Raw genomic sequence first — 24,976 nt, 5'->3', positions numbered from 1 at the left:
ATCTTGTAGCAACGAGTTGACACAAGTTCGCCGGAGAAAGCATCTTGTACTCACCGCTTGATACAAGCGGTGAGTACACGTCGTGCTTCCACGGGGACTTCCATGACCGATCTCGACATGACCGATCTCGCCAGGACCGATCTCGGTCCGACCGCCCCGTCGACCGCCTCCCGGGGGCCGGTCGACCGCCACGCCCGCTGGACGGGGGTCGCCACGGGCGGCCTGACGGCCTGCTGGCTGTCCACGCTCGGCCACGGCAACGGCGTGCTGTACGCCCTCCCGGCGTTCGGCCTGTGCGCGGTCGCCGGCGTCCTGGTCGGCGACGCGCTGACCGCGCCGGCCCGGGGCCCCGTCCGAACCGCCGGGCTCGCACCACGCCGGGTCCGGGACCACGTACCGCCCCGGCTGACCTTGCTGCTGACCGTCCTCGCGATCGCCCTGGTGGCGCTGCTGGCGACGGCGGGCGCGGTGGCCTCGCCGGACGACCTGGGACGCGCGGGCCGCCGAATCACCCTGACCTGCAACGGGATGACCGAGGCCCACAGCCCCTGGCCCGGCCTGTACTACGGCCTGCCCATGCTGGCCTGTCTCGCCGTCGCCACGGGCGCGTGCGGCTGGTCGCTGCGGCGGATCGCCACCCGGCCCGGCGACGAGCAGTCCCGCCGTGACCGCTCGCTGGCGATCGTGGCCGCATGGGGGATCGTCGTCTCCGTCTCGCTGCTGGGCGCGGCCGTGACGGCCTCGGCCTCCCTGCTGAGCCTGAGGTGCGACGGGACCACGGGGACCGTCGCGACCGTGTTCCTGGTGCCGATGGCTCTGGTCTCGCTGGTGACCGCTCCATGGCTGCTGTTCACCATCTGCTCGCCGCGGGCGGGACGGCTCCGCCGGACGGACCGGGGAGTACGCCGGTGAGCGGCGCCGTCGTCCAGGTCGACACGACCAGCCCCGTCCCGCCCTACGAGCAGATCCGCGCCCAGCTCGCCGCCCTGATCGGCAGCGGACGGCTGCCCGAGGGCGAGCGGCTGCCGACGGTACGGCAACTGGCCGCTGACCTCGGCCTGGCGGCGGGCACCGTGGCCCGCGCCTACCGCGAACTGGAGGCGGCCTCCCTGGTCCGGACCCGGCGCGGCGCGGGGACACGCGCGGCTCCCCCGCCACCGGGCGCCGAGCGCCGCGAGAGAGCGGAACTCGCCTCCGGGACCAGGGACTTCGTTGCCTGGGCCATGTCTTTGGGATTCGGCGACGAGGAGGTCCTGAAGGCGGTACGGCAGGCCCTGCGGGAACGGGAGGCGTAGGGCTTCCGCTCGCGGGTGCGGGCACGGCGGACGCGAAGGCGAGCGGTCAGCAGGAAGCACGGAACCGATCGCTGCCGAGACCTGACTCTCGCCGCCCCGCACCGTCATACTGAGCGGACACGCACCACGCGACGTGCCCTCGGCGCATCGCCCGCACCAACCGACTCCCGCACAACTCTCCGATCAGGAACCGGAGCCCCGGCATGACCGTCTGCCTGCTCCTGCTGAGCGTCGTCGCCCTGACGGCCGCGCTGCCGGCACCGCGCGCGCTGACCCGTGCCGCCTGGCCCGAGCGGGACCCCGTGGTCGCGCTGTGGGTGTGGCAGTGCCTGGTCGCCACCGTCCTGCTGTGCTGCCTGGCCGCGCTGATCCTGGGCACGGCGGCCGTCTTCCACGCCGTACGCGAGCGTGTGTTCGCCCCCGCGCCGCCCTCCGTCACCGCCGCCTACGACCTGTCCTCCGCGCCGGCATGGGCCGGGATCCTCACGGTGCTGCTGGCCTGCGGCGCGGCCTGGACGACGGCGATGCTGGCCCGGGAACTCGTCGAGGCCCGCCGCAGCCGCGGCCAGGCCCGTGCGCAGCTACGCGAGCGCGCCCCCGACCTGCCGGCCGGGCTGCCTGCGGCACGCGGCCCCATGCTGGTCCTGGAGGACGAGTACCCGGACGCCTGGTGGATGCCGGGACACCCGCCGCAGCTGGTCGTCACGACCGGGGCACTGCAGCGCCTCACCGACCACCAGCTGGACGCCGTCCTCACCCATGAACGCGGGCACGCGCGTGCCCACCACGACTGGCTGCTGCACCTGTCCACCGCGCTCGCCACTGGCTTCCCGCGCGTGCCCCTGTTCGCGCATTTCTGCGACCAGACGCACCGCCTGGTCGAACTGGCCGCGGACGACACGGCGTCCCGCCGCTGCGGGCACCTCACCACGGCCCTGGCGTTGATCGAACTGAACCAGCACCGAGGCGTGCTCTCCTGCGACTCCAGCCGACGCCTCCTCGGCGAGCGCGTGGACCGCCTGCTGCAGCCGCCACCACGGCTGCTGCGCCGCCACCGGGCCCTGACGACGACGGTGGCCGCCCTGGTGCCGCTGCTGCCGCTGCTGATCACGTTCGCTCCGGGGCTGAGGGCACTGTCCTGACCGGCCGTCCCGGGTGGCAGATCTTCCCGCCCGGAACGGAAAACCCCAGCTCAGCCGCGCATCCAACGGCCCCTCACCTGGCGCAGCACTGCGGCAACACGACTTTCCCTACCGCATCGGTATGGTTCAAGCCATGCCACCCACCGACCGCCTCCGCGACCACGCCGGTCAGGGCGCCGCGACCACCGTCGCCGCCCACCGCACACGTCGCCGGCTGCGCGCGGACCGGGCCAGGCAGCTCGCCGACCTGCTGCGCCACCAGATCCTCACCGGCGCCTTCCAGGACGGCCCTCTCCCCCACGAGTCGACCCTCGCCACCGACTACCGCACCTCCCGCAACACCGTCCGCCAGGCCTTGGAGCTGCTCCGGGCCGAGGGCCTGGTGGAGCGGCTGCCCGGCGTCGGCACCGTCGTCGTCGCCCGGAAGTACCCGCACGGGCTCGACCGTCTGATGGGCCTCGCGGAAACCCTCCGCGAACACGGCCGCGTCACCAACGAGGTCCGGACCATGGGCCCCGCCCCCGCACCCGCCCCGGTCGCCGACCGCCTCCGCGTCCCCGCCGGCGCCGACGTCCTCTACATCGAACGCCTGCGCCGCCTCAACGGCCTGCCTCTGTCCCTCGACCTCACCTACATCCCGCTCGACATCGGCACCGCCCTGCTCGGCGCCGACCTGGAGAACACCGATGTCTTCCGCCTCCTGGAAGGCATCACCGGCCAGCGCCTCGGCCACGCCGAGATCACCCTGGAGGCGGTGAACGCGGACACCCACTCCGCCGCCGTGCTCCAGGCCCCGCACGGCGCCGCCGTACTGATGCTGGAACGCCTCACCCACCTCGCCGACGGCCGCCCCGTCGACCTGGAGTTCATCCGCTTCCGCGGCGACCGGATCACCATGAGCGGCCTGCTCCACCGGTCGTAGCCACCCGCCGGCACCCCTTCCTGCCTGCGCTTCTCCTGGAGACCGTCATGCCCTTGGCGCCCCAGCGGGCCGACGTGCCCGTGACCATCGACGAGTCGAAGTGCATCGACGGCTGCACGCTCTGTGTGGACATGTGCCCGCTGGACTCCCTCGCCATCGACGAGACCAACGGCAAGGCGTACATGCACGTCGACGAGTGCTGGTACTGCGGCCCCTGCGCGGCCCGCTGCCCCACCGGGGCCGTCACGGTCAACATGCCCTACCTGCTGCGGTGAGAGGGACAACCATCATGAAACGAACAGCACTCACCGCATCCGCAGCCGTTCTCCTCCTCCCCCTGTCCGCCTGCGGCAGCAGCGCCGAAGCGGGCAGCGGCTCCACGATCACCGTGACCGTCGGCTACCAGTCCAAGACCATCAACACCGTCACCGCGGGCACCCTGCTCCGCTCCCTCGGCTCCTTCGAGAAGCAGCTCGACTCCCTGCACGACGGCCACACCTACAAGGTCGACTGGCAGGACTACGCCACCGGCGCCCCGATCACCGCGCAAATGACAGCCGGCAAGATCGACATCGGTTCGATGGGCGACTTCCCGCTGCTGCTCAACGCCGCCCGCGGCAAGCAGCTCGGCCGCTCCACGCGCCTGGTCTCGGTGACCGGCTACAACCTGCGCGGCGGCCTCAACACCGTCGTCACCGCCCCGGATTCGAAACTCAGCACCCTGAGGGACCTGAAGGGCAAGAAGGTCTCCACGAGCATCGGCTCCGCCGCCGACGGCACCCTCGTACGGGCCCTGCAGCGCGCCGGCATCGACCCGGACAAGGACATCTCCAAACTCAACCAGCAGCCCGCCGTGGGCGCCTCGGCGCTCACCTCCGGCAGCGTGGACGCCCTGTCGCAGTTCGTCGCCTGGCCGGGCCTGCTCGCCTACCAAGGCAAGGCGAAAGCCCTGTACGACGGTGCCCAGTTGGCCCGCGCGCTGGCCGACAGCCCGCGCGCCGTCCTCATGGACGAACCCTTCGGCGCCCTCGACGCCCAGACCCGCTCCGGCATGCAGGACCTGCTGGTGGAGGTGCTCCGCGGCACGGGCGCGACCGTCGTCTTCGTCACGCATGACGTGGACGAGGCCCTCTTCCTCGGCGACCGTGTGGCCCTGCTCGGCTCCGGCCGGGTGGCCGCCGTACGCGACGTACCCGGCCCCCGCGACCGTGGGGCCGTCGACGACCCCGCGCGCGTGGCCCTGCGCCGCGACGTCCTCACCTCGCTCGGCTCCTGAAAGGCAACCCGGTGACCATCCCCACCACCCCCGTGGACATCCCCGCCGTCGCCGACGCCGAGGAGCTGACCTGCGACGTCCTCGTGATCGGCGGCGGCACCGCCGGCACCATGGCCGCCCTCACCGCCGCCGAGCGCGGCGCGAGCGTGCTGCTGCTGGAGAAGGCCCATGTCCGCCACTCCGGCGCGCTCGCCATGGGCATGGACGGCGTCAACAACGCGGTCGTCCCCGGCCGCGCCGAACCCGACGACTACGTCGCCGAGATCACCCGCGCCAACGACGGCATCGTCGATCAGTCCACCGTCCGCCAGACCGCGACCCGCGGTTTCGCGATGGTACAGCGGCTGGAGTCGTACGGGGTCAAGTTCGAGAACGACGAGCACGGTGAGTACGCGGTCCGCCAGGTCCACCGCTCCGGCTCGTACGTACTGCCGATGCCAGAGGGCAAGGACGTCAAAAAGGTCCTGTACCGGCAGCTGCGGCGGCGCGAGATGCGGGAGCGGATCCGGATCGAGAACCGGGTGATGCCGGTCCGGGTGCTGACCGCCGGGGGGCGGGCCGTGGGTGCCGCCGGCTTTCACACCCGTACCGGCGCGTTCGTCACCGTCCGCGCGGGCGCGGTGATCCTCGCGACGGGCGCCTGCGGCCGGCTCGGCCTGCCCGCCTCCGGCTACCTCTACGGCACCTACGAGAATCCCACCAACGCCGGCGACGGGTACGCCATGGCCTACCACGCGGGCGCCGAGCTGACCGGCATCGAGTGTTTCCAGATCAATCCGCTGATCAAGGACTACAACGGGCCGGCCTGTGCCTACGTCGCCAACCCCTTCGGCGGCTACCAGGTCAACCGGCACGGCGAGCGATTCGTCGACTCCGACTACTGGTCGGGGCAGATGATGGCCGAGGTCGCCGGTGACCGCGGCCCTGTCTACCTCAAGCTCAGTCATCTCCCCGAGGAGTCGGTCTCCGCGCTGGAGTCGATCCTGCACTCCACCGAGCGGCCCACCCGGGGTACCTTCCACGCCGGGCGCGGACGCCGCCCAGTACACGGCTTACGAGGGCGAACTTCCCGCGGACCAGGTCCGCGAGGCGCGTGAGTTGATCTACCGCCCGCTGCGCCACCCGGACGGCCCGCCGCAAGCCCAGGTCGAGTACAAGCTGCGCCGTTTCGTGAACGACTATGTCGCACCGCCGAAGTCCGGTGCGCGGCTCTCCCTCGCCCTGGAGGCCTTCGAGCGGATGCGCGCCGACATCGCCGCCATGGGCGCCCGCACCCCGCACGAGCTCATGCGCTGCGCCGAGGTCACCTTCATCCGGGACTGCGCCGAGATGGCCGCCCGCGCCTCTCTCGCCCGCACCGAGTCCCGCTGGGGCCTCTACCACGACCGTCTCGACCACCCCGGCCGCGACGACGTCTCCTGGTTCCACCATCTCGATCTGCACAAGTCCCCCTCTGGTGCGATGGAGTTCACGGCCCGGCCCGTGGCTCCTTATCTGGTCCCGGTCGAGGAGTTCACGCCGGTCGGCGGTCCCTCCCGGCGGATCGGCGAGGTCCGTGCCGAGCACGTGGCCACGGCCGGGCCGCGCGAGGTGGCACCGGTCACCGCAGGACCGACGGCCGCGCGTGCCACTGCCCTCGCCGACCGGACCGGCGCGCCGGGCACCGCCTCGTCCCGGCTGCTGGAACTGCTGGCGCTCGCCGAGACGGAACCCGAACTCGGCCTGGTCGAGCCCTACTTGACCGACCCCGACCCCGCCGTCCGCCGTACGGCCGTCTCGGTCCTCACCGAGACCGTGCCACCCGGCACCGGGCGAGCCCTGGCCGGAGCCCTGGCCGATCCCGACGCCGGTGTCCGCGCGAGCGCCGCGGCCTCACTGCGCGAGCTGGTCGAGACCCTGCCGCCCGAACCGGCCCTGGGCCGCGCCCTCACCGGCGCCCTCACCGCGGACGACCCCGTGGTCCGTGCCGCGGCCCTCGATGTGCTGCGTGCGCTGCGGCTCGGCGAGGCCGGGGTGTTCGCGGCGGCCCTGGGCGACCCCGACATCGCCGTCCGTACCGAGGCCGTGCGGGCGCTCGTGTCGGTCGACGCGGTCCGGTCGCTGGCGGGTGCCGCGGACGATCCCTCCCGGGAGGTCCGGGTCGCCGTGGCCAAGGCGCTGGCCTCCGTCGGCTCGGCGCCCCCGGCCGAGGCCGATCGCGAGGTGGTCACGGCCGCGCTGGACCGGCTCAGCGGGGACACCGATCCGCTGGTGCGCGGTGCCGCGCTCGCCTCGCTGGCCGGCACCGGCTGCCCGGCACCGCTCGCCGCCCGTGCCGTAACCGCGCTGTCCGATCCGTCCTGGCAGGTCCGCTCGGGCGCCGCCACCGCGCTGTCGGCCGCGGCCGCCGAGACCGCCGTACCCGCCCTGGCCAAGGCCCTGGCCGACCCCAACGCGGACGTGCGCAAGGCGGCCGTACTGGCCCTGGCCCGGCACCAGGACACGGCGGAGGCCCGCGCGGCCCTCGCCACGGCGACGGCCGACTCGGACGCGGACGTCAGGGCCTACGCGACGCGGGGTCTGTGACGATCCCCCGTCGCCTTGGACGGCCCGCTCACCCCGCTACATCCAGTCGTCGGGCTCCGGCTCCTCGTCCGGCTCCGGCCAGTCGGCGTCCGCTGCGTCGCCGACAGCCGGGGCGGCCGCGGCCGGGGCGGCCAGGGAGGCCAGCACCGCCAGCACCCCCTCTCCGTATGTGGCCAGCTTCTTCTCACCGACGCCGCTCACCGTGCCCAGCTCGCGCACCGAGGTGGGTCTCAGGGTGACGATCCCGCGCAGGGTGGCGTCGTTGAAGACGATGTACGGCGGGACGCCCTGCTCGCGGGCCTGCTCGGTGCGCCAGGCGCGCAGCGCCTCGAAGGCGGGCAGCAGCTCGTCGGGCAGCTCGGCCGCGACGGCCTTGGCCTTGCTGCCGCCGCCGGACCCGCTGGTCGACCGCGACCGGGCCACGGCCGGCTTCTTCGGCTCCTTGCGCAGCGGCACCTCCCGATCGCTGCGCAGCACGGAGCCGCTCGTCTCGGTGAGCACCAGGGTGCCGTACTCCCCCTCCACCGCGAGCAGCCCCTGCGCCAGCAGCTGCCGAATGACGCCCCGCCACTCGATCTCGGTGAGGTCCGTGCCGATCCCGAAGACGGACAGCTGGTCGTGGTCGAACTGGATGACCTTGCCGGTCCGCTTGCCGAGCAGGATGTCGACGATCTGCACGGCGCCGAACTTCTGCCCGCGCTCCCGCTGCAGCCGCACCACCGTCGACAGCACCTTCTGCGCGGCGACCGTGCCGTCCCAGGTCTCCGGCGGGGTGAGGCACGTGTCACAGTTGCCGCAGCCCGCCGCATCGGGGTCCTGGCCGAAGTAGGCGAGCAGCTGTCCACGGCGGCACCGGGCCGTCTCGCACAGCGCGAGCATGGCGTCGAGGTGAGCGGCGGACCGGCGGCGGAACGCCTCGTCGCCCTCGCCGGACTGGATCAGCTTGCGCTGCTGTATGACGTCGTTCAGGCCGTACGCCATCCAGCCCGTGGCGGGGAGGCCGTCGCGGCCGGCGCGGCCGGTCTCCTGGTAGTAGCCCTCGATCGACTTGGGCAGGTCCAGGTGGGCGACGAAGCGTACGTCCGGCTTGTCGATGCCCATGCCGAAGGCGATGGTCGCCACGACGACCAGGCCGTCCTCACGCAGGAACCGGGACTGGTGCGCCGCGCGGGTGCCCGCGTCCAGACCCGCGTGGTACGGCACCGCCTCGATGCCGTTGGCGGTGAGGAATTCCGCTGTACGCTCCACCGAGTTGCGTGACAGGCAGTACACGATGCCGGCGTCGCCGGTGTGTTCCTCCCTGAGGAAGGCGAGCAGCTGCTTCTTGGGGTCGGCCTTGGGCACGATCCGGTACTGGATGTTGGGCCGGTCGAAGCTGGCGACGAAATGGCGGGCCGTCGGCAGGTTCAGCCGCTGGGTGATCTCCTCGTGCGTGGCGCGGGTGGCCGTGGCGGTCAGGGCGATCCGCGGGACGTCCGGCCAGCGCTCGCCGAGGAGGGACAGCGCGAGGTAGTCGGGGCGGAAGTCGTGGCCCCACTGGGAGACGCAGTGCGCCTCGTCGATCGCGAAGACGGAGATCTTGCCGCGCGAGAGCAGGTCGAGCGTGGTGTCCAGGCGCAGCCGCTCGGGTGCCAGGTACAGCAGGTCCAGCTCGCCGGCCTGGAATTCGGCCTCGACCAGGCGCCGCTCGTCGAAGTCCTGGGTGGAATTGATGAAGCCGGCTCGCACACCGAGGGCGCGCAGGGCGTCCACCTGGTCCTGCATCAGGGCGATCAGCGGGGAGATCACCACGCCTGTACCGGCTCTGACCAGGGCCGGGATCTGATAGCACAGCGACTTTCCGCCGCCGGTCGGCATGAGGACGAGGGCGTCCTTGCCCGCCACCACATGCTCGATGATCTCTGCCTGCTCGCCCCGGAAGGCCTCGTATCCGAAGACCCGGTGCAGCGTGGCCAGCGCCTCGCTGTCGGCCGCGCCCGGCCCCTCGGTCACCTGTGGCATCTCGCTGATCCCGCCCGTCGCGCCCATCGTCCTGTCCCCCGTCGGTCCCCCGTGTGTCGTCTCTCGACCGCTGCCTCCACGATAGGGGTCCGGACCGACAGCCTCAGAGTTATCCACAGGCCCGACCTGTTCTCGTGTGCCATCGGACGCGCCATCGGATGTGCCATCGGACACTGCCCCGATCCGATCACGCCGCTGCCCGGCACCCCTGAGCGAGGTGCCGGGCAGCGGCGTGGACGACGGGTGCGTCAGCGCACGAACACTCCCGCCTGGCTCGCCAGGTCCAGGAAGTACTGCGGGGCCACACCGAGGACCAGGGTCACGGCCACGCCCACGGCGATCGCGGCCATGGTCAGCGGGGACGGTACGGCCACGGTCGGCCCCTCGGGCTTCGGCTCGCTGAAGAACATCAGCACGATCACGCGGATGTAGAAGAACGCGGCGATCGCCGAGGAGATCACACCGACCACGACCAGCGGGGCCGCGCCGCCGTCCGCCGCCGCCTTGAACACGGCGAACTTCCCCGCGAAGCCGGAGGTCAGCGGGATACCGGCGAAGGCCAGCAGGAAGACGGCGAAGACCGCCGCCACCAGGGGGGAGCGGCGGCCGAGCCCCGCCCACTTCGACAGGTGCGTCGCCTCGCCGCCCGCGTCGCGCACCAGCGTGACCACCGCGAAGGCGCCGATCGTCACGAAGGAGTAGCCGGCCAGGTAGAAGAGGACCGACGAGACGCCGTCCTTCGACGTGGCGATGACACCCGCGAGGATGAATCCGGCGTGCGCGATGGACGAGTAGGCCAGCAGACGCTTGATGTCGGTCTGTGTGATCGCGACGATCGCACCGCCGAGCATGGTGATGATCGCCACCGCCCACATCACCGGCCGCCAGTCCCAGCGCATCCCGGGCAGGACGACGTACAGCAGACGCAGCAGCGCGCCGAACGCGGCCACTTTCGTGGCCGCCGCCATGAAGCCGGTCACGGGCGTCGGCGCGCCCTGGTAGACGTCGGGCGTCCACATGTGGAACGGCACCGCGCCCACCTTGAACAGCAGGCCCATCACGATCAGGGCGCTGCCGAGCAGCAGCAGCGCGTCGTTGCCCATGGTGTTGGCCAATGCCGGGTCGATGTTGGTGATCGTGCCGTCGACGACCTGGGCGATGCGCGCGTACGACACCGAGCCCGCGTAGCCGTACAGCAGGGCGATGCCGAACAGTGTGAAGGCCGAGGCGAAGGCGCCGAGCAGGAAGTACTTGACCGCGGCTTCCTGCGACATCAGCCGCTTGCGACGGGCCAGCGCGCACATCAGGTACAGCGGCAGGGAGAAGACCTCCAGGGCCACGAACAGTGTCAGCAGGTCGTTGGCCGAGGGGAACACCAGCATGCCTGCGATCGCGAAGAGGAGGAGCGGGAAGACCTCGGTGGTGGTGAAGCCGGCCTTGACCGCCGCCTTCTCGCTGTCGCTGCCCGGTACGGAGGCGGCCTGCGCCGCGAAGGAGTCGACGCGGTTGCCGTGCGCGGCCGGGTCCAGGCGTCGCTCGGCGAAGGTGAAGAGGCCGACCAGACCGGCCAGCAGGATCGTTCCCTGCAGGAACAGGGACGGTCCGTCGACGGCGATGGCGCCCATGGCCGCGATGTGTGCCTTCGTGGTGCCGTAGCCGTCGGACGCGAGCCCGACCACCGCGGCGAACGCGGCGCACAGGGCGACGACGGAGACGAACACCTGCGCGTAGTAGCGGGACTTGCGCGGGAGGAACGCCTCGATCAGCACCCCGACCAGCGCGGCGCCGAGGACGATCAGCGTCGGCGACAATTGTCCGTATTCGATCTTCGGCGCCGGGATCTTCGTGATCGGGTCGGCCGCGGTTGTCCACAGGCTGTGGACGGCTGCTGTGCTCACTTGGCCGCCTCCACCGAGGGCTTGGGGTCGGTCTTGTGTACGTCGGACATGGTCTGCTTGACCGCCGGGTTGACGATGTCCGTGACGGGCTTCGGGTAGACGCCGAGGAAGATCAACAGCACGATCAGCGGGGCGACGACCACGAGTTCACGCGCGCGGAGGTCAGGCATCGCGGACACCTCGGGCTTCACCGGGCCCGTCATCGTCCGCTGGTACAGGACGAGGGTGTAGAGCGCGGCGAGGACGATGCCGAAGGTGGCGATGACGCCGATCGCCGGATAGCGCGCGAACGTGCCGACCAGGACCAGGAACTCGCTCACGAACGGGGCGAGTCCGGGCAGGGAGAGAGTGGCGAGACCGCCGATCAGGAAGGTGCCGGCGAGGACCGGGGCGGCCTTCTGCACGCCTCCGTAGTCGGCGATGAGCCGGGAGCCGCGCCGGGAGATCAGGAAGCCGGCGACCAGCATCAGCGCGGCCGTGGAGATGCCGTGGTTGACCATGTAGAGCGTGGCCCCGGACTGGCCCTGGCTGGTCATCGCGAAGATGCCCATGATGATGAAGCCGAAGTGGGAGATCGACGCGTACGCCACCAGGCGCTTGATGTCCCGCTGGCCGACGGCGAGCAGCGCGCCGTAGACGATGCTGATCAGGGACAGGACGAGGATGGCGGGCGTCGCCCACTTGCTGGCCTCCGGGAACAGCTGGAGGCAGAAGCGGAGCATCGCGAACGTGCCCACCTTGTCCACGACCGCGGTGATCAGGACGGCGACCGGGGCGGTGGCCTCCTGCATGGCGTTGGGCAGCCAGGTGTGCAGCGGCCACAGCGGCGCCTTGACCGCGAAGGCGAAGAAGAAGCCGAGGAACAGCCAGCGTTCGGTGTTCGTCGCCATGTGCAGCGAACCGCTCGCGCGGGCCTGGGCGATCTCCTGGAGGCTGAAGTTTCCGGCGACCACGTAGAGGCCGATCACCGCGGCCAGCATGATCAGGCCGCCGACCAGGTTGTAGAGAAGGAACTTCACGGCCGCGTAGGACCGTTGCGTCGAGGCCGCCGCCTCGCCGTGTTCGTGGGCGCGGTCTCCGAAGCCGCCGATGAGGAAGTACATCGGGATGAGCATGGCTTCGAAGAAGATGTAGAAGACGAAGACGTCGGTGGCCTCGAAGGAGATGAGCACCATCGCCTCGACGGCGAGGATCAGCGCGAAGAAGCCCTGGGTGGGCCGCCAGCGCCGACTGCCGGTCTCCAGCGGGTCGGCGTCGTTCCAGCCGGCGAGGATGATGAACGGGATCAGCAGGGCGGTCAGCGCGATCAGTGCCACCGCGATGCCGTCGACGCCCAGTTCGTACCGCACCCCGAAGTCCTTGATCCAGGCGTGGGATTCGGTGAGCTGGTAGCGGGCGCCGTCCGGGTCGAAGCGGACCAGGACGGTGACCGCCAGGGCGAGGGTGGCGAGCGAGACGAGCAGCGCCAGCCACTTGGCCGCGGTGCGCCGCGCGGCCGGTACGGCGGCCGTGATGACGGCCCCTACGGCCGGGAGCGCCGCCGTCGCTGTCAGCAGAGGAAAGGACATCGGTATCAGACCGCCCTCATCAGCAGGGTCGCGGCGACCAGGAGTGCCGCGCCGCCGAACATCGAGACCGCGTAGGAGCGGGCGAAGCCGTTCTGGAGCCGGCGGAGCCGTCCGGACAGGCCGCCGAAGCCGGCCGCCGTGCCGTTGACGACACCGTCGACCAGGGTGTGGTCGACGTAGACCAGGGAGCGCGTCAGGTGTTCGCCGCCGCGCACCAGGACCACGTGGTTGAAGTCGTCCTGGAGCAGGTCGCGGCGGGCCGCGCGGGTGAGCAGCGAGCCGCGCGGGGCGACGGCGGGTACGGGCTTGCGGCCGTACTGGGCCCAGGCGATGCCCACGCCGACGAGCAGGCACACCATGGTCGCGCCGGTGACCGTCCAGGCGCTGACCGGGGAGTGGCCCTCGCTGTGTCCGGTGACCGGCTCCAGCCAGTGCAGGAAGCGGTCGCCGATGCTGAAGAGGCCACCGGCGAAGACCGATCCGACGGCCAGCACGATCATCGGGATCCTCATGACCCTCGGGGACTCGTGCGGGTGCGGCTCGTTGCCGTTCTCGTCCGGCTGCCAGCGCTTCTCGCCGAAGAACGTCATCAGCATCACGCGCGTCATGTAGAAGGCGGTGATGGCCGCGCCGAGCAGGGCCGCGCCGCCGAGGATCCAGCCCTCGGTGCCGCCCTTCGCGAAGGCCGCCTCGATGATCTTGTCCTTGGAGAAGAAGCCGGACAGGCCCGGGAAGCCGATGATGGCGAGGTAACCGAGGCCGAAGGTGATGAACGTGACCGGCATGTACGTCCGCAGGCCACCGTACTTGCGCATGTCGACCTCGTCGTTCATGCCGTGCATCACGGAGCCGGCGCCGAGGAACAGCCCGGCCTTGAAGAAGCCGTGTGTCACCAGGTGCATGATCGCGAAGACGTAGCCGATGGGGCCGAGGCCCGCCGCCAGCACCATGTAGCCGATCTGCGACATCGTCGAGCCGGCCAGCGCCTTCTTGATGTCGTCCTTGGCGCAACCGACGATCGCACCGAAGAGGAGCGTGACCGCGCCGACGACGGTGACGGCGAGCTGTGCGTCCGGGGCGGCATTGAAGACGGCTCCGGAGCGGACGATGAGGTACACGCCCGCGGTCACCATCGTCGCCGCGTGGATCAGGGCCGAGACCGGGGTCGGGCCCTCCATGGCGTCACCGAGCCAGGACTGCAGCGGCACCTGGGCGGACTTGCCGCAGGCGGCGAGCAGCAGCATGAGGCCGATGGCGGTGAGCTTGCCCTCGGAGGCCTGGGTCGCGTGGCTGAGGACCGGGCCGAAGGCGAAGCTGCCGAACGTCGTGAACATCAGCATGATCGCGATGGACAGGCCCATGTCGCCGACCCGGTTGACCAGGAAGGCCTTCTTCGCGGCCGTCGCGGCGCTGGGCTTGTGCTGCCAGAAGCCGATCAGCAGGTACGAGGCGAGGCCCACGCCCTCCCAGCCGACGTACAGCAGCAGGTAGTTGTCAGCGAGGACGAGCAGCAGCATCGCCGCGAGGAACAGGTTCAGATAGCCGAAGAAGCGGCGGCGCCGCTCGTCGTGCTCCATGTACCCGACCGAGTACAGGTGGATCAGTGAGCCGACGCCCGTGATGAGCAGGACGAACGTCATCGACAACTGGTCCAGGCGGAAGGTGGCGTCCGCCTGGAAGCCGGCCACCGGCACCCAGCTGAACAAGTGCTTGATCAGCGTGCGGTGTTCGGCGTTCTTGCCGAGCAGGTCGACGAAAAGGATCAGGCCGAACACGAAGGAGGCGGCCGACAGGAGCGTGCCGATCCAGTGGCCGACGCGGTCCAGGCGCCGACCGCCGGTGAGCAGGACGGCCGCTCCGAGCAGGGGCGCCGCGATGAGCAGCGCGATCAGGTTCTCCACGATTCTTCCGACCCCTTACAGCTTCATCAGGCTGGCGTCGTCGACCGAGGCCGAGTGGCGGGTGCGGAACAGCGACACGATGATCGCGAGGCCCACCACGACCTCCGCGGCGGCGACGACCATCGTGAAGAAGGCGATGATCTGGCCGTCGAGGTTGCCGTGCATCCGGGAGAAGGTGACGAACGCGAGATTGCAGGCGTTCAGCATCAGCTCGATGCACATGAAGACCACGATGGCGTTGCGCCGGATCAGGACGCCGGTCGCACCGATCGTGAACAACAGGGCGGCGAGGTAGAGGTAGTTGACCGGGTTCACTTCGACGCCTCCTCGGGCCGCTTGAACGTCGCCGGTTCGATCTCCGTACGCTCCAGGCGTTCCTCCGCTCGCTGCTCCAGCGCCCGCAGGTCGCCCAGTGCCTCCGCGGACACGTCACGGATCTGGCCGCGCTCACGCAGCGTCTTGTTGACGGTCAGCTCGGACGGGGTGCCGTCGGGGAGCAGGCCCGCGATGTCCACGGCGTTGTGCCGGGCGTAGACGCCGGGGGCGGGCAGCGGCGGGAGGTGCTTGCCTTCGCGGACGCGCTGTTCGGCCAGCTCGCGCTGGGTCTTGGCGCGCTCGGTGCGCTCGCGGTGGGTGAGCACCATGGCGCCGACGGCGGCCGTGATCAGCAGAGCGCCGGTGATTTCGAAGGCGAAGACGTACTTGGTGAAGATGAGGGAGGCGAGGCCTTCCACATTGCCGTTCGCGTTCGCCTGGCCGATGCCGTCGAACTCCTTGAGGGAGGCGTTCCCGATGCCCGCGAACAGCAGGACACCGAAGCCGGCCCCACACAGAAGGGCCAGCCAGCGCTGACCCTTGATGGTCTCCTTCAGGGAGTCTGCGGCCGTGACGCCGACGAGCATCACCACGAACAGGAACAGCATCATGATCGCGCCGGTGTAGACGACGATCTGCACGACGCCCAGGAAGTAGGCGCCGTTCGCGAGGTAGAAGACCGCCAAGATGATCATGGTGCCGGCGAGGCAGAGCGCGCTGTGCACGGCCTTCTTCATCAGGACGGTGCACAGGGCGCCGATCACCGCGACGGTGCCGAGCACCCAGAACTGGAAGGCCTCACCGGTGGAGGTGGTGTAGGCGGCGAGCTGCGGGCTCATGCGTCCACCTCCCGGTCCTCGGCCTCGGGGGTCTCCCCCTTGGAGACGGCGACCTGGCGGACCGTGCCGGGTGCGGCCTGGGTCACCAGGCCCCGGTAGTAGTCCTGCTCGTCCGCCCCGGGGAAGATCGCGTGGGGCGTCTCGACCATGCCGTCCTCAAGGCCGGCCAGAAGCTGTTCCTTGGTGTAGATGAGGTTGGCGCGGCTGGAGTCGGCCAGTTCGAACTCGTTGGTCATCGTCAGCGCGCGCGTGGGGCACGCCTCGATGCACAGTCCGCACAGGATGCAGCGGGCGTAGTTGATCTGGTAGACGCGGCCGTACCGCTCGCCCGGCGAGTAGCGTTCCTCGTCGGTGTTGTCGGCGCCCTCCACGTAGATGGCGTCGGCGGGGCAGGCCCAGGCGCACAGCTCGCAGCCGACGCACTTCTCCAGGCCGTCCGGATGGCGGTTGAGCTGGTGCCGTCCGTGGAACCGCGGAGCCGTGGTCTTCTTCTGCTCCGGGTACTGCTCGGTCAGCCGCTTCTTGAACATGGCCTTGAAGGTCACGCCGAAGCCGGCGACGGGGTTCTGGAAACCGGGCTTGGTCTCCTTGGGCTCCTCAGCCATCGGACGCCTCCTTTCCATCCGAAGATCCGTCACTGACAGTGTCCGCCCCGCCACTGACAATCAGCTCCCGCTCGCGGCGGGGGCGGCGCCTCGGCACCGGCAGCGGCTCCTGTCCCGGCAGCGGCGGTACCGGGAACCCGCCGGCCATCGGGTCGAATCCGGCCTGCTCGGCGGCGGACTGCTCGGCCGTCCTGGCCTTCTCCCGGAACATGTCGGCGATGAAGGAGATCAGCAGCAGGGCCAGGACTCCGCCGCCCACGTAGAGAGCGATGTCGGCGAAGTCGTAGTGCTCGTTGCGCAGGGCCCGTACGGTCGCCACCAGCATCAGCCAGGTCACGGAGACCGGGATGAGGACCTTCCAGCCGAGCTTCATCAGCTGGTCGTAGCGGACCCGCGGGAGCGTGCCGCGCAGCCAGATGAAGAAGAACAGCAGCAACTGGACCTTGATCACGAACCAGAGCAGTGGCCACCAGCCGTGGTTCGCACCCTCCCAGAAGGTGCTGATCGGCCAGGGGGCGCGCCAGCCGCCGAGGAACAGGGTGGTCGACACGGCCGAGACCGTCACCATGTTCACGTACTCGGCGAGCATGAACATCGCGAACTTGATGGACGAGTACTCGGTGTTGAAGCCGCCGACCAGGTCGCCCTCGGACTCCGGCATGTCGAAGGGGGCGCGGTTGGTCTCACCGACCATCGTGACGATGTAGAGGATGAAGGAGACCGGCAGCAGCAGGATGTACCAGCGGTCGTGCTGCTGCGCCACGATCGTGGACGTCGACATCGACCCCGAGTACAGGAACACGGAGGCGAACGCCGCGCCCATGGCGATCTCGTAGGAGATCATCTGCGCACAGGAGCGCAAGCCGCCGAGGAGCGGGTAGGTGGATCCGGAACTCCAGCCCGCGAGGACGATGCCGTAGATGCCGACGGAGGCGACCGCGAGGATGTAGAGCATTGCGATCGGCAGGTCGGTGAGCTGCATCGTGGTGCGGTGGCCGAAGATCGAGATCTCGTTGTCGGCCGGGCCGAAGGGGATCACCGCGATCGCCATGAAGGCCGGGATGGCCGCGACGATCGGCGCGAGGACGTAGACGGCCTTGTCCGCGCGCTTGACGATCAGGTCTTCCTTGAGCATCAGCTTCACGCCGTCGGCGAGCGACTGGAGCATGCCCCAGGGGCCGTGCCGGTTGGGGCCGATGCGCAACTGCATCCAGGCGACGACCTTGCGCTCCCAGACGATGGAGAACAGCACGGTCACCATCAGGAAGGCGAAGCAGAACACGGCCTTGATGACGACCAGCCACCAGGGGTCGCGGCCGAACATCGAGAGGTCTTCAGCTGCGAGGTACGGGCTCATGCCTCCACCTCCTTGGGGGCCACTTCGGCGGGTGCCGCCGGGCCGATACGGACGAGAGAGCCGGGCCGGGCGCCGGTGTCGGAGGCGACGCCCGCGCCGACGGAGTTCAGCGGAAGCCAGACCACCCGGTCGGGCATCTCGGTGATCCGGAGCGGGAGTTCGACGGTGCCGGCGGGGCCGCTGACGGTGAGGACGTCGCCGTCCTTGACGCCCGCCTCGGCGGCCGTCGCGGCGGACACGCGCGCGTGAGCGGCGTGCCGGGTGCCGGCGAGCGCCTCGTCGCCCTGCTGCAGGACACCCTGGTCGAGCAGCAGCCGGTGTCCGGCGAGTACGGCCTCGCCCGCGGCCGGGCGGGGCAGGACGCCCGGGGACTCCTGGGGTTCGGTGGCGCGCGGACCCTCCCAGGAACCGAGCCGGTCGATCTCCGCGCGCGTGGTGCGCAGATCCGGCAGGCCCAAGTGGACGTCCATGGCGTCGGCGAGCATCTCCAGCACGCGCGCGTCGGTGGGGGCCAGCCGGCGGGTCATCTGGTCGGGCTTGAGCGCGGCGTCGAAGAAACGCACCCTGCCTTCCCAGTTGAGGAAGGTGCCCGCCTTCTCGGCGACCGCGGCGACCGGCAGGACGACGTCGGCGTGTTCGGTGACCTCGCTGGGCCGCAGTTCCAGCGACACCAGGAAGCCGACGCTGTCGAGCGCTTCACGCGCGCGTGCCGGGTCCGGCAGGTCGGCGACCTCGACTCCGGCGACGACCAGTGCCGACAGTTCGCCGGTGGCGGCGGCCTCGACGATGTGGTGGGTGTCGCGGCCGTAGCGCAGCGGGAGTTCGGCGAGCCCCCAGGCGGCGGCGACCTCCTCCCGCGCGCGCGGGTCGGTCGCCGGGCGGCCGCCCGGCAGCAGCGACGGCAGCGCGCCGACCTCGACGGCGCCGCGTTCGCCGGCCCGGCGTGGGATCCACACCAGGTGGGCGCCGGTCGCGGTGGCGGCGCGTACGGCGGCGGTGAGGCCGCCGGCGATCGAGGCGAGCCGTTCGCCGACGACGATGACAGCGCCCTCGGCGCGCAGCGCCTGGGCTGCGCGTGCGCCGAGTTCCTCCAGGTCGGCGCCGCTCGCGAGGGCGTCGAGCCACTCGGTCTCGGTGCCCGGCGCGGCCGGCAGCAGGGTGCCGCCCGTCTTCTGCAGGCCCCGGCTGGCGTGCGTGGCCAGCCCGAACACCTGCTGCTTGTGCTTGCGCCAGGCCTTGCGCAGCCGCAGGAAGACGCCGGGTGCCTCCTCCTCCGACTCGATGCCGGCGAGCAGGACGGCGGGCGCCTTCTCCAGGGAGGTGTACGTGACGCCCGTACCGTCGAGGTCACGGCCGCGGCCGGCCACCTGGGACGCCAGGAAGTCGGCTTCCTCGCCGCTGTGCACGCGCGCGCGGAAGTCGATGTCGTTCGTGTCGAGCGCCACGCGCGCGAACTTGCTGTACGCGTACGCGTCCTCGACGGTCAGCCGGCCGCCGATCAGGACACCGGCCCGGGAGCGTGCCGCGTTCAGTCCGCGCGCGGCCGCCTCCAGGGCCTCCGGCCAGGAGGCGGGCTCCAGGACGCCGTCGGCGTTGCGGACCAGCGGGGTGTCGAGGCGGTCCTTGAGCTGCGCGTAGCGGAACGCGAAGCGGCCCTTGTCGCAGATCCACTCCTCGTTGACCTCGGGGTCGTTGGCGGCGAGCCGCCGCATGACCTTGCCGCGCCGGTGGTCGGTGCGGGTGGCGCAGCCGCCGGAGCAGTGCTCGCAGACCGAGGGCGAGGAGACCAGGTCGAAGGGCCGGGAGCGGAACCGGTAGGCCGCCGAGGTCAGCGCGCCGACCGGGCAGATCTGGATGGTGTTCCCGGAGAAGTACGACTCGAACGGGTCGCCCTCGCCGGTGCCGACCTGCTGGAGCGCGCCGCGCTCGATCAGCTCGATCATCGGGTCGCCCGCGATCTGGTTGGAGAAGCGGGTGCAGCGGGCGCACAGCACGCACCGCTCGCGGTCGAGCAGTACCTGGGCGGAGATCGGTACGGGCTTTTCGTAGGTGCGCTTCTTGCCGTCGAAGCGGGAGTCGGCGTTGCCGTGCGACATGGCCTGGTTCTGCAGCGGGCACTCGCCGCCCTTGTCGCAGACCGGGCAGTCCAGCGGGTGGTTGATGAGCAGCAGCTCCATCACGCCGTGCTGGGCCTTCTCGGCGACCGGCGAGGTGAGCTGGGTCTTCACCACCATGCCGTCGGTGCAGGTGATGGTGCAGGACGCCATGGGCTTGCGCTGGCCCTCGACCTCGACGATGCACTGCCGGCAGGCGCCGGCCGGGTCGAGCAGGGGGTGGTCGCAGAACCGGGGGACCTCGATGCCGAGCTGCTCGGCGGCCCGGATGACCAGGGTGCCCTTGGGCACGCTGATCTCCACGCCGTCGATCGTCAGCGAGACGAGGTCCTCCGGCGGGACCGCCGCCTCTCCCCCGCCCGAGGGAGCACTGGTGGTCACGGTCATGCGTTCACCTCCGGGCGGTCCGCCCAGGCCGTCGACTTGGCCGGGTCGAAGGGGCAGCCCCGGCCCGTGATGTGCTGCTCGTACTCCCCGCGGAAGTACTTCAGCGAGGAGAAGATCGGGGACGCGGCGCCGTCGCCGAGGGCGCAGAAGGACTTGCCGTTGATGTTGTCGGCGATGTCCGCGAGCTTGTCGAGGTCGGACATGGTGCCCTTGCCGGCCTCGATGTCCCGCAGCAACTGCACGAGCCAGTACGTTCCTTCGCGGCAGGGCGTGCACTTGCCGCAGGACTCATGGGCGTAGAACTCGGTCCAGCGGGTCACCGCCCGCACCACGCAGGTCGTCTCGTCGAAGCACTGCAGGGCCTTCGTGCCGAGCATCGAACCCGCGGCGCCCACGCCTTCGTAATCCAGCGGGACGTCGAGGTGCTCATCGGTGAACATCGGCGTCGAGGAGCCGCCGGGCGTCCAGAACTTCAGCCGGTGGCCGGAGCGCATCCCGCCGCTCATGTCGAGGAGCTGGCGCAGCGTGATGCCGAGCGGGGCCTCGTACTGGCCGGGGGTCGCCACGTGGCCACTGAGCGAGTAGAGCGTGAAGCCCGGGGACTTCTCGCTGCCCATCGACCTGAACCAGTCTTTCCCGTTTTTCAGGATGGCGGGAACCGACGCGATCGACTCGACGTTGTTCACAACAGTCGGGCAGGCATAGAGCCCTTCGACGGCAGGGAAAGGGGGACGCAGCCGCGGTTGACCACGGCGGCCTTCGAGCGAGTCGAGCAGTGCGGTCTCCTCACCGCAGATGTACGCGCCGGCGCCCGCGTGCACGGTGAGGTGGAGGTTGAGCCCGCTGCCCAGGATGTTCTCGCCGAGGTAGCCCGCCGCATAGGCCTCGCGCACGGCCTCGTGCAACCGCCGCAGAACGGGGACGACTTCACCACGCAGATAGATGAAGGCATGCGACGACCTGATGGCATAGCACGCGATCACCATGCCCTCGATGAGGCTATGCGGGTTCGCGAAGAGGAGCGGGATGTCCTTGCAGGTCCCGGGCTCCGATTCGTCGGCGTTGACAACTAGATAGTGCGGTTTTCCATCTCCCTGCGGAATGAACTGCCATTTCATTCCGGTCGGGAATCCCGCCCCGCCGCGGCCGCGCAGCCCGGAGTCCTTGACGTACGCGATCACGTCGTCGGGCGACATGGCGAGCGCCTTGCGGAGCCCCTCGTACCCCTCGTGCCTCCGGTAGACGTCCATGGACCAGGACCGGTCCTCGTCCCAGAAGGCCGACAGCACGGGTGCGAGCAGCTTCTCGGGACTGGTGTCCTTGAGTTCCGGCGTCACGGTCATCACTCCCCCTCCTCTTCGGCCTGGCCCGCGGAGGGCGTGTCCTGGGGTTCCTGCGCACGCGGATGGACCACGCGCGCGGGTGCGGCCTCTCCCCTTGCCAGGCGAAGGCCCACCAGCGACGCCGGTCCCGCACTGCCGCCCTCCTCGACGGCCCCGGGCCGCTCGTCGGGGAAGCCGGCCAGCATCCGCGCGGTCTCCTTGAATGTGCACAGCCGCGCCCCGCGCGTGGGCTGTACGGGCCGCCCCGCGCGCAGATCGTCGACCAGGTGCTTGGCGCTGCCCGGCGTCTGGTTGTCGAAGAACTCCCAGTTGACCATCACGACCGGCGCGAAGTCGCAGGCCGCGTTGCACTCGATGTGCTCCAGGGTGACCTTGCCGTCGTCGGTGGTCTCCCCATTGCCGACGCCGAGGTGCTCCTGGAGCGTCTCGAAGATCGCGTCTCCGCCCATCACCGCGCACAGGGTGTTGGTGCACACGCCGACCTGGTAGTCACCGGACGGCCGGCGCCGGTACATGGTGTAGAAGGTGGCGACGGCGGTGACCTCGGCCGTGGTCAGGTCCAGCATGTCCGCACAGAACCGCATTCCGGTGCGCGTGACATGGCCCTCCTCCGACTGCACGAGGTGGAGCAGCGGGAGCAGGGCGGACCGGGAGTCCGGGTAGCGCGCGATGACGTCGCGCGCGTCCGCCTCCAGCCGGGCCCGGACGTCGTCCGGGTATGCGGGCGCGGGCAGTTCGGGCATGCCCAGGCTGACGCCCCGCTCCGAAGAAGAGGTGGTCACCGGTCGACGCCTCCCATCACGGGGTCGATGGACGCGACGGCGACGATGACGTCGGCGACCTGGCCGCCTTCGCACATCGCCGCCATGGCCTGCAGGTTGGTGAAGGACGGGTCGCGGAAGTGGACCCGGTAGGGGCGGGTGCCGCCGTCGGAGACGGCGTGCACGCCGAGTTCGCCCTTCGGGGACTCGACGGCCGCGTACGCCTGTCCCGGCGGGACGCGGAAGCCCTCGGTGACGAGTTTGAAGTGGTGGATCAGGGCCTCCATGGAGGTGCCCATGATCTTCTTGATGTGGTCGAGGGAGTTGCCGAGTCCGTCCGGTCCCAGGGCGAGCTGGGCGGGCCAGGCGATCTTCTTGTCGGCGACCATCACCGGGCCGGGCTGGAGCCGGTCCAGGCACTGCTCGACGATCCTGAGCGACTGGCGCATCTCCTCCAGGCGGACGAGGAACCGGCCGTATGCGTCGCAGGTGTCGGCGGTCGGGATGTCGAAGTCGTACGTCTCGTAGTCGCAGTACGGCTGGGCCTTGCGCAGGTCGTGCGGGAGGCCGGTGGAGCGCAGGATCGGGCCGGTGGCGCCGAGGGCCATGCAGCCGGCCAGGTCGAGGTAGCCGATGTCCTGCATGCGGGCCTTGAAGATGGGGTTCCCGGTGGCGAGCTTGTCGTACTCCGGGAGGTTCTTCTTCATCTTCTTCACGAACTCGCGGATCTGGTCGACCGCGCCGGGCGGCAGATCCTGGGCGAGTCCGCCGGGGCGGATGTACGCGTGGTTCATCCTCAGGCCCGTGATGAGCTCATAGAGGTCGAGAATCATTTCACGATCACGGAATCCGTAGATCATGATCGTGGTGGCGCCCAGTTCCATGCCGCCGGTGGCGATGCACACCAGGTGGGAGGACATCCGGTTCAGCTCCATCAGGAGCACCCGGATGATCTTGGCGCGTTCGGTGATCTCGTCCTCGATGCCGAGGAGCTTCTCGACGGCGAGGCAGTAGGCGGTCTCGTTGAAGAAGGACGTCAGGTAGTCCATGCGCGTGACGAAGGTGGTGCCCTGCGTCCACGTGCGGAACTCGAGGTTCTTCTCGATGCCGGTGTGCAGATAGCCGATGCCGCAGCGGGCCTCGGTGACCGTCTCGCCCTCGATCTCCAGGATCAGGCGGAGCACTCCGTGGGTGGACGGGTGCTGGGGACCCATGTTGACGACGATGCGTTCGTCGTCGGCGCGGGTCGCGGACTGGACGACCTCGTCCCAGTCGCCGCCGGTGACCGTATATACGGTGCCCTCGGTGGTCTCGCGCGCCGAGGCGGCGTCGGCCGCGGATGCTGACTGCGTGCTCACGAGTACGACCTCCGCTGGTCCGGAGCCGGGATCTGGGCGCCCTTGTACTCGACGGGGATGCCGCCGAGGGGGTAGTCCTTGCGCTGCGGGTGGCCCTGCCAGTCGTCCGGCATCATGATCCGCGTCAGGGCCGGGTGATCGTCGAAGACGATCCCGAAGAAGTCGTAGGTCTCGCGCTCGTGCCAGTCGTTGGTCGGATAGACCGGGACCAGGGACGGGATGTGCGGGTCGGCGTCCGGGGCGCTGACTTCGAGGCGGATCAGCCGGTTGTGGGTGATCGAGCGCAGGTGGTAGACGGCGTGCAGCTCACGGCCCTTGTCGTGCAGGTAGTGGACGCCGCTGACGCCGGTGCACAGCTCGAAGCGCAGGGCCGGGTCGTCGCGCAGGGTGCGGGCGACGCGGAGCAGATGCTCGCGCTCGATGTGGAAGGTCAGCTCGCCGCGGTCGACGACCGTCTTCTCGATGGCGTTGTCGGGGAGGAGTCCCTGTTCCTCCAGGGCGCCTTCCAGCTCGTCGGCGACCTCGTCGAACCAGCCGCCGTAGGGCCTGCTCGCCGGCCCCGGAAGCCGGACCGAGCGGACCAGGCCGCCGTAGCCGGAGGTGTCGCCGCCATTGGCGGCACCGAACATGCCGCGCTGGACGCGGATCTCCTCGCCGCCCTGGCCGCGCTGGCCGGGGAGATTGGAGGCGGAGAGGTCCTTCTCGGGGTTCACCCCGTTCGCGGACCCGTTCGCTCCGCCCGTGCCGTTGCCGTTCGCGTCGCTCACCGCAGCAGCCCCTTCATCTCGATCGTGGGCAGTGCCTTGAGCGCCGCCTCCTCGGCCTCGCGGGCGGCTTCCTCGGCGTTGACGCCGAGTTTGGAGGTCTGGATCTTGTGGTGGAGCTTGAGGATCGCGTCCATCAGCATCTCGGGGCGCGGCGGGCAGCCCGGGAGGTAGATGTCGACCGGGACGATGTGGTCGACGCCCTGGACGATCGCGTAGTTGTTGAACATGCCGCCCGAGGAGGCGCAGACGCCCATGGAGATCACCCACTTCGGGTTGGGCATCTGGTCGTAGACCTGCCTCAGCACCGGAGCCATCTTCTGGCTGACCCGGCCGGCCACGATCATCAGGTCCGCCTGGCGCGGCGAGCCGCGGAAGACCTCCATGCCGAAGCGCGCCAGGTCGTAACGGCCGGCGCCGGTGGTCATCATCTCGATGGCGCAGCAGGCGAGGCCGAAGGTGGCGGGGAAGACGGACGCCTTGCGCACCCAGCCCGCGGCCTGCTCGACGGTGGTCAGCAGGAAGCCGCTCGGCAGCTTTTCTTCGAGTCCCATGTCCAAAGGCT

General features: G+C 70.3%; 19 protein-coding genes and 2 pseudogenes. 7 read left to right on the top strand and 14 right to left on the bottom strand.

Annotation, left to right across the window (positions count from 1 at the left end):
* Positions 1-102 precede the first annotated feature (102 nt).
* From IE277_RS36575 to IE277_RS36545, 7 genes and pseudogenes are all read left to right on the top strand, one after another.
* Positions 103-912 (top strand): hypothetical protein, encoded by an 810-nt coding sequence (locus tag IE277_RS36575; RefSeq protein ID WP_229882233.1) that lies wholly within the window; start codon positions 103-105, stop codon positions 910-912.
* Entirely contained in the window at positions 909-1,295 is a 387-nt protein-coding gene (locus tag IE277_RS36570) for a GntR family transcriptional regulator (protein WP_189958061.1), read from the top strand. Before IE277_RS36575 ends, IE277_RS36570 begins: the two co-directional genes overlap by 4 nt.
* 203 nt (positions 1,296-1,498) lie before the next feature.
* Positions 1,499-2,437: a M56 family metallopeptidase gene (locus IE277_RS36565; protein ID WP_189958060.1), complete on the top strand. Its 939-nt coding sequence runs from the start codon at positions 1,499-1,501 to the stop codon at positions 2,435-2,437.
* A 133-nt stretch (positions 2,438-2,570) separates the two neighbouring features.
* Positions 2,571-3,359, top strand: a complete 789-nt coding sequence (locus IE277_RS36560; RefSeq protein WP_189958059.1) for a GntR family transcriptional regulator — start codon at positions 2,571-2,573, stop codon at positions 3,357-3,359.
* A gap of 47 nt (positions 3,360-3,406) precedes the next feature.
* On the top strand, positions 3,407-3,634 hold the full coding sequence (locus IE277_RS36555) for a 4Fe-4S dicluster domain-containing protein (protein WP_031166915.1): 228 nt from the start codon (positions 3,407-3,409) through the stop codon (positions 3,632-3,634).
* 14 nt (positions 3,635-3,648) lie between these two features.
* A pseudogene (locus IE277_RS36550) lies at positions 3,649-4,329 on the top strand (ABC transporter substrate-binding protein); the annotation flags it as partial.
* Between the two features lie 317 nt (positions 4,330-4,646).
* A pseudogene (locus IE277_RS36545) lies at positions 4,647-7,200 on the top strand (FAD-binding protein).
* A gap of 36 nt (positions 7,201-7,236) precedes the next feature.
* Here IE277_RS36545 and recQ read toward each other — a convergent pair.
* The 14 genes from recQ to IE277_RS36475 all read right to left on the bottom strand — a co-directional run bounded on the left by recQ (position 7,237) and on the right by IE277_RS36475 (position 24,965).
* A complete protein-coding gene (gene recQ, locus IE277_RS36540; protein WP_189958058.1) occupies positions 7,237-9,228 on the bottom strand; it encodes a DNA helicase RecQ in 1,992 nt (663 codons plus the stop codon).
* A 221-nt stretch (positions 9,229-9,449) separates the two neighbouring features.
* Positions 9,450-11,099, bottom strand: a complete 1,650-nt coding sequence (nuoN, locus tag IE277_RS36535) for an NADH-quinone oxidoreductase subunit NuoN (RefSeq protein WP_189958057.1) — start codon at positions 11,097-11,099, stop codon at positions 9,450-9,452.
* The gene (locus IE277_RS36530; RefSeq protein WP_189958056.1) at positions 11,096-12,667 is read right to left on the bottom strand and encodes an NADH-quinone oxidoreductase subunit M; all 1,572 of its coding nucleotides are present in this window, start codon (positions 12,665-12,667) and stop codon (positions 11,096-11,098) included. The genes nuoN and IE277_RS36530 overlap by 4 nt, the downstream gene beginning before the upstream one ends.
* 5 nt (positions 12,668-12,672) lie before the next feature.
* Positions 12,673-14,568: an NADH-quinone oxidoreductase subunit L gene (gene nuoL, locus IE277_RS36525; RefSeq protein ID WP_189958055.1), complete on the bottom strand. Its 1,896-nt coding sequence runs from the start codon at positions 14,566-14,568 to the stop codon at positions 12,673-12,675.
* 15 nt (positions 14,569-14,583) lie between these two features.
* A complete protein-coding gene (gene nuoK, locus IE277_RS36520; RefSeq protein ID WP_023547474.1) occupies positions 14,584-14,883 on the bottom strand; it encodes an NADH-quinone oxidoreductase subunit NuoK in 300 nt (99 codons plus the stop codon).
* Positions 14,880-15,722: an NADH-quinone oxidoreductase subunit J gene (locus IE277_RS36515; protein ID WP_189958054.1), complete on the bottom strand. Its 843-nt coding sequence runs from the start codon at positions 15,720-15,722 to the stop codon at positions 14,880-14,882. The genes nuoK and IE277_RS36515 overlap by 4 nt, the downstream gene beginning before the upstream one ends.
* Positions 15,719-16,327, bottom strand: a complete 609-nt coding sequence (gene nuoI / locus IE277_RS36510; protein ID WP_189958053.1) for an NADH-quinone oxidoreductase subunit NuoI — start codon at positions 16,325-16,327, stop codon at positions 15,719-15,721. The genes IE277_RS36515 and nuoI overlap by 4 nt, the downstream gene beginning before the upstream one ends.
* Positions 16,320-17,684 (bottom strand): NADH-quinone oxidoreductase subunit NuoH, encoded by a 1,365-nt coding sequence (gene nuoH / locus IE277_RS36505; RefSeq protein ID WP_189958052.1) that lies wholly within the window; start codon positions 17,682-17,684, stop codon positions 16,320-16,322. Before nuoH ends, nuoI begins: the two co-directional genes overlap by 8 nt.
* Positions 17,681-20,185 carry an NADH-quinone oxidoreductase subunit G gene (locus IE277_RS36500; RefSeq protein WP_189958051.1) on the bottom strand — a complete coding sequence of 835 codons (2,505 nt, stop codon included), beginning with the start codon at positions 20,183-20,185 and terminating at the stop codon, positions 17,681-17,683. Before IE277_RS36500 ends, nuoH begins: the two co-directional genes overlap by 4 nt.
* Positions 20,182-21,528: an NADH-quinone oxidoreductase subunit NuoF gene (gene nuoF, locus IE277_RS36495; RefSeq protein WP_373310967.1), complete on the bottom strand. Its 1,347-nt coding sequence runs from the start codon at positions 21,526-21,528 to the stop codon at positions 20,182-20,184. Before nuoF ends, IE277_RS36500 begins: the two co-directional genes overlap by 4 nt.
* The gene (gene nuoE / locus IE277_RS36490; protein WP_189958049.1) at positions 21,528-22,310 is read right to left on the bottom strand and encodes an NADH-quinone oxidoreductase subunit NuoE; all 783 of its coding nucleotides are present in this window, start codon (positions 22,308-22,310) and stop codon (positions 21,528-21,530) included. Before nuoE ends, nuoF begins: the two co-directional genes overlap by 1 nt.
* Complete coding sequence (locus tag IE277_RS36485; RefSeq protein ID WP_189958048.1) at positions 22,307-23,647, bottom strand: NADH-quinone oxidoreductase subunit D; 1,341 nt, start codon at positions 23,645-23,647, stop codon at positions 22,307-22,309. The genes nuoE and IE277_RS36485 overlap by 4 nt, the downstream gene beginning before the upstream one ends.
* Entirely contained in the window at positions 23,644-24,414 is a 771-nt protein-coding gene (locus IE277_RS36480) for an NADH-quinone oxidoreductase subunit C (RefSeq protein ID WP_189958047.1), read from the bottom strand. Before IE277_RS36480 ends, IE277_RS36485 begins: the two co-directional genes overlap by 4 nt.
* Positions 24,411-24,965: a NuoB/complex I 20 kDa subunit family protein gene (locus IE277_RS36475; RefSeq protein ID WP_023547484.1), complete on the bottom strand. Its 555-nt coding sequence runs from the start codon at positions 24,963-24,965 to the stop codon at positions 24,411-24,413. The genes IE277_RS36480 and IE277_RS36475 overlap by 4 nt, the downstream gene beginning before the upstream one ends.
* Positions 24,966-24,976 lie beyond the last annotated feature (11 nt).

It is taken from the genome of Streptomyces alanosinicus, assembly GCF_014650595.1.
GTDB classification, from domain to species: Bacteria; Actinomycetota; Actinomycetes; order Streptomycetales; family Streptomycetaceae; genus Streptomyces; species Streptomyces alanosinicus.
The sequence above is the reverse complement of the archived record's forward strand: the minus strand, read 5'-3'. Positions and strand labels throughout refer to the sequence as shown.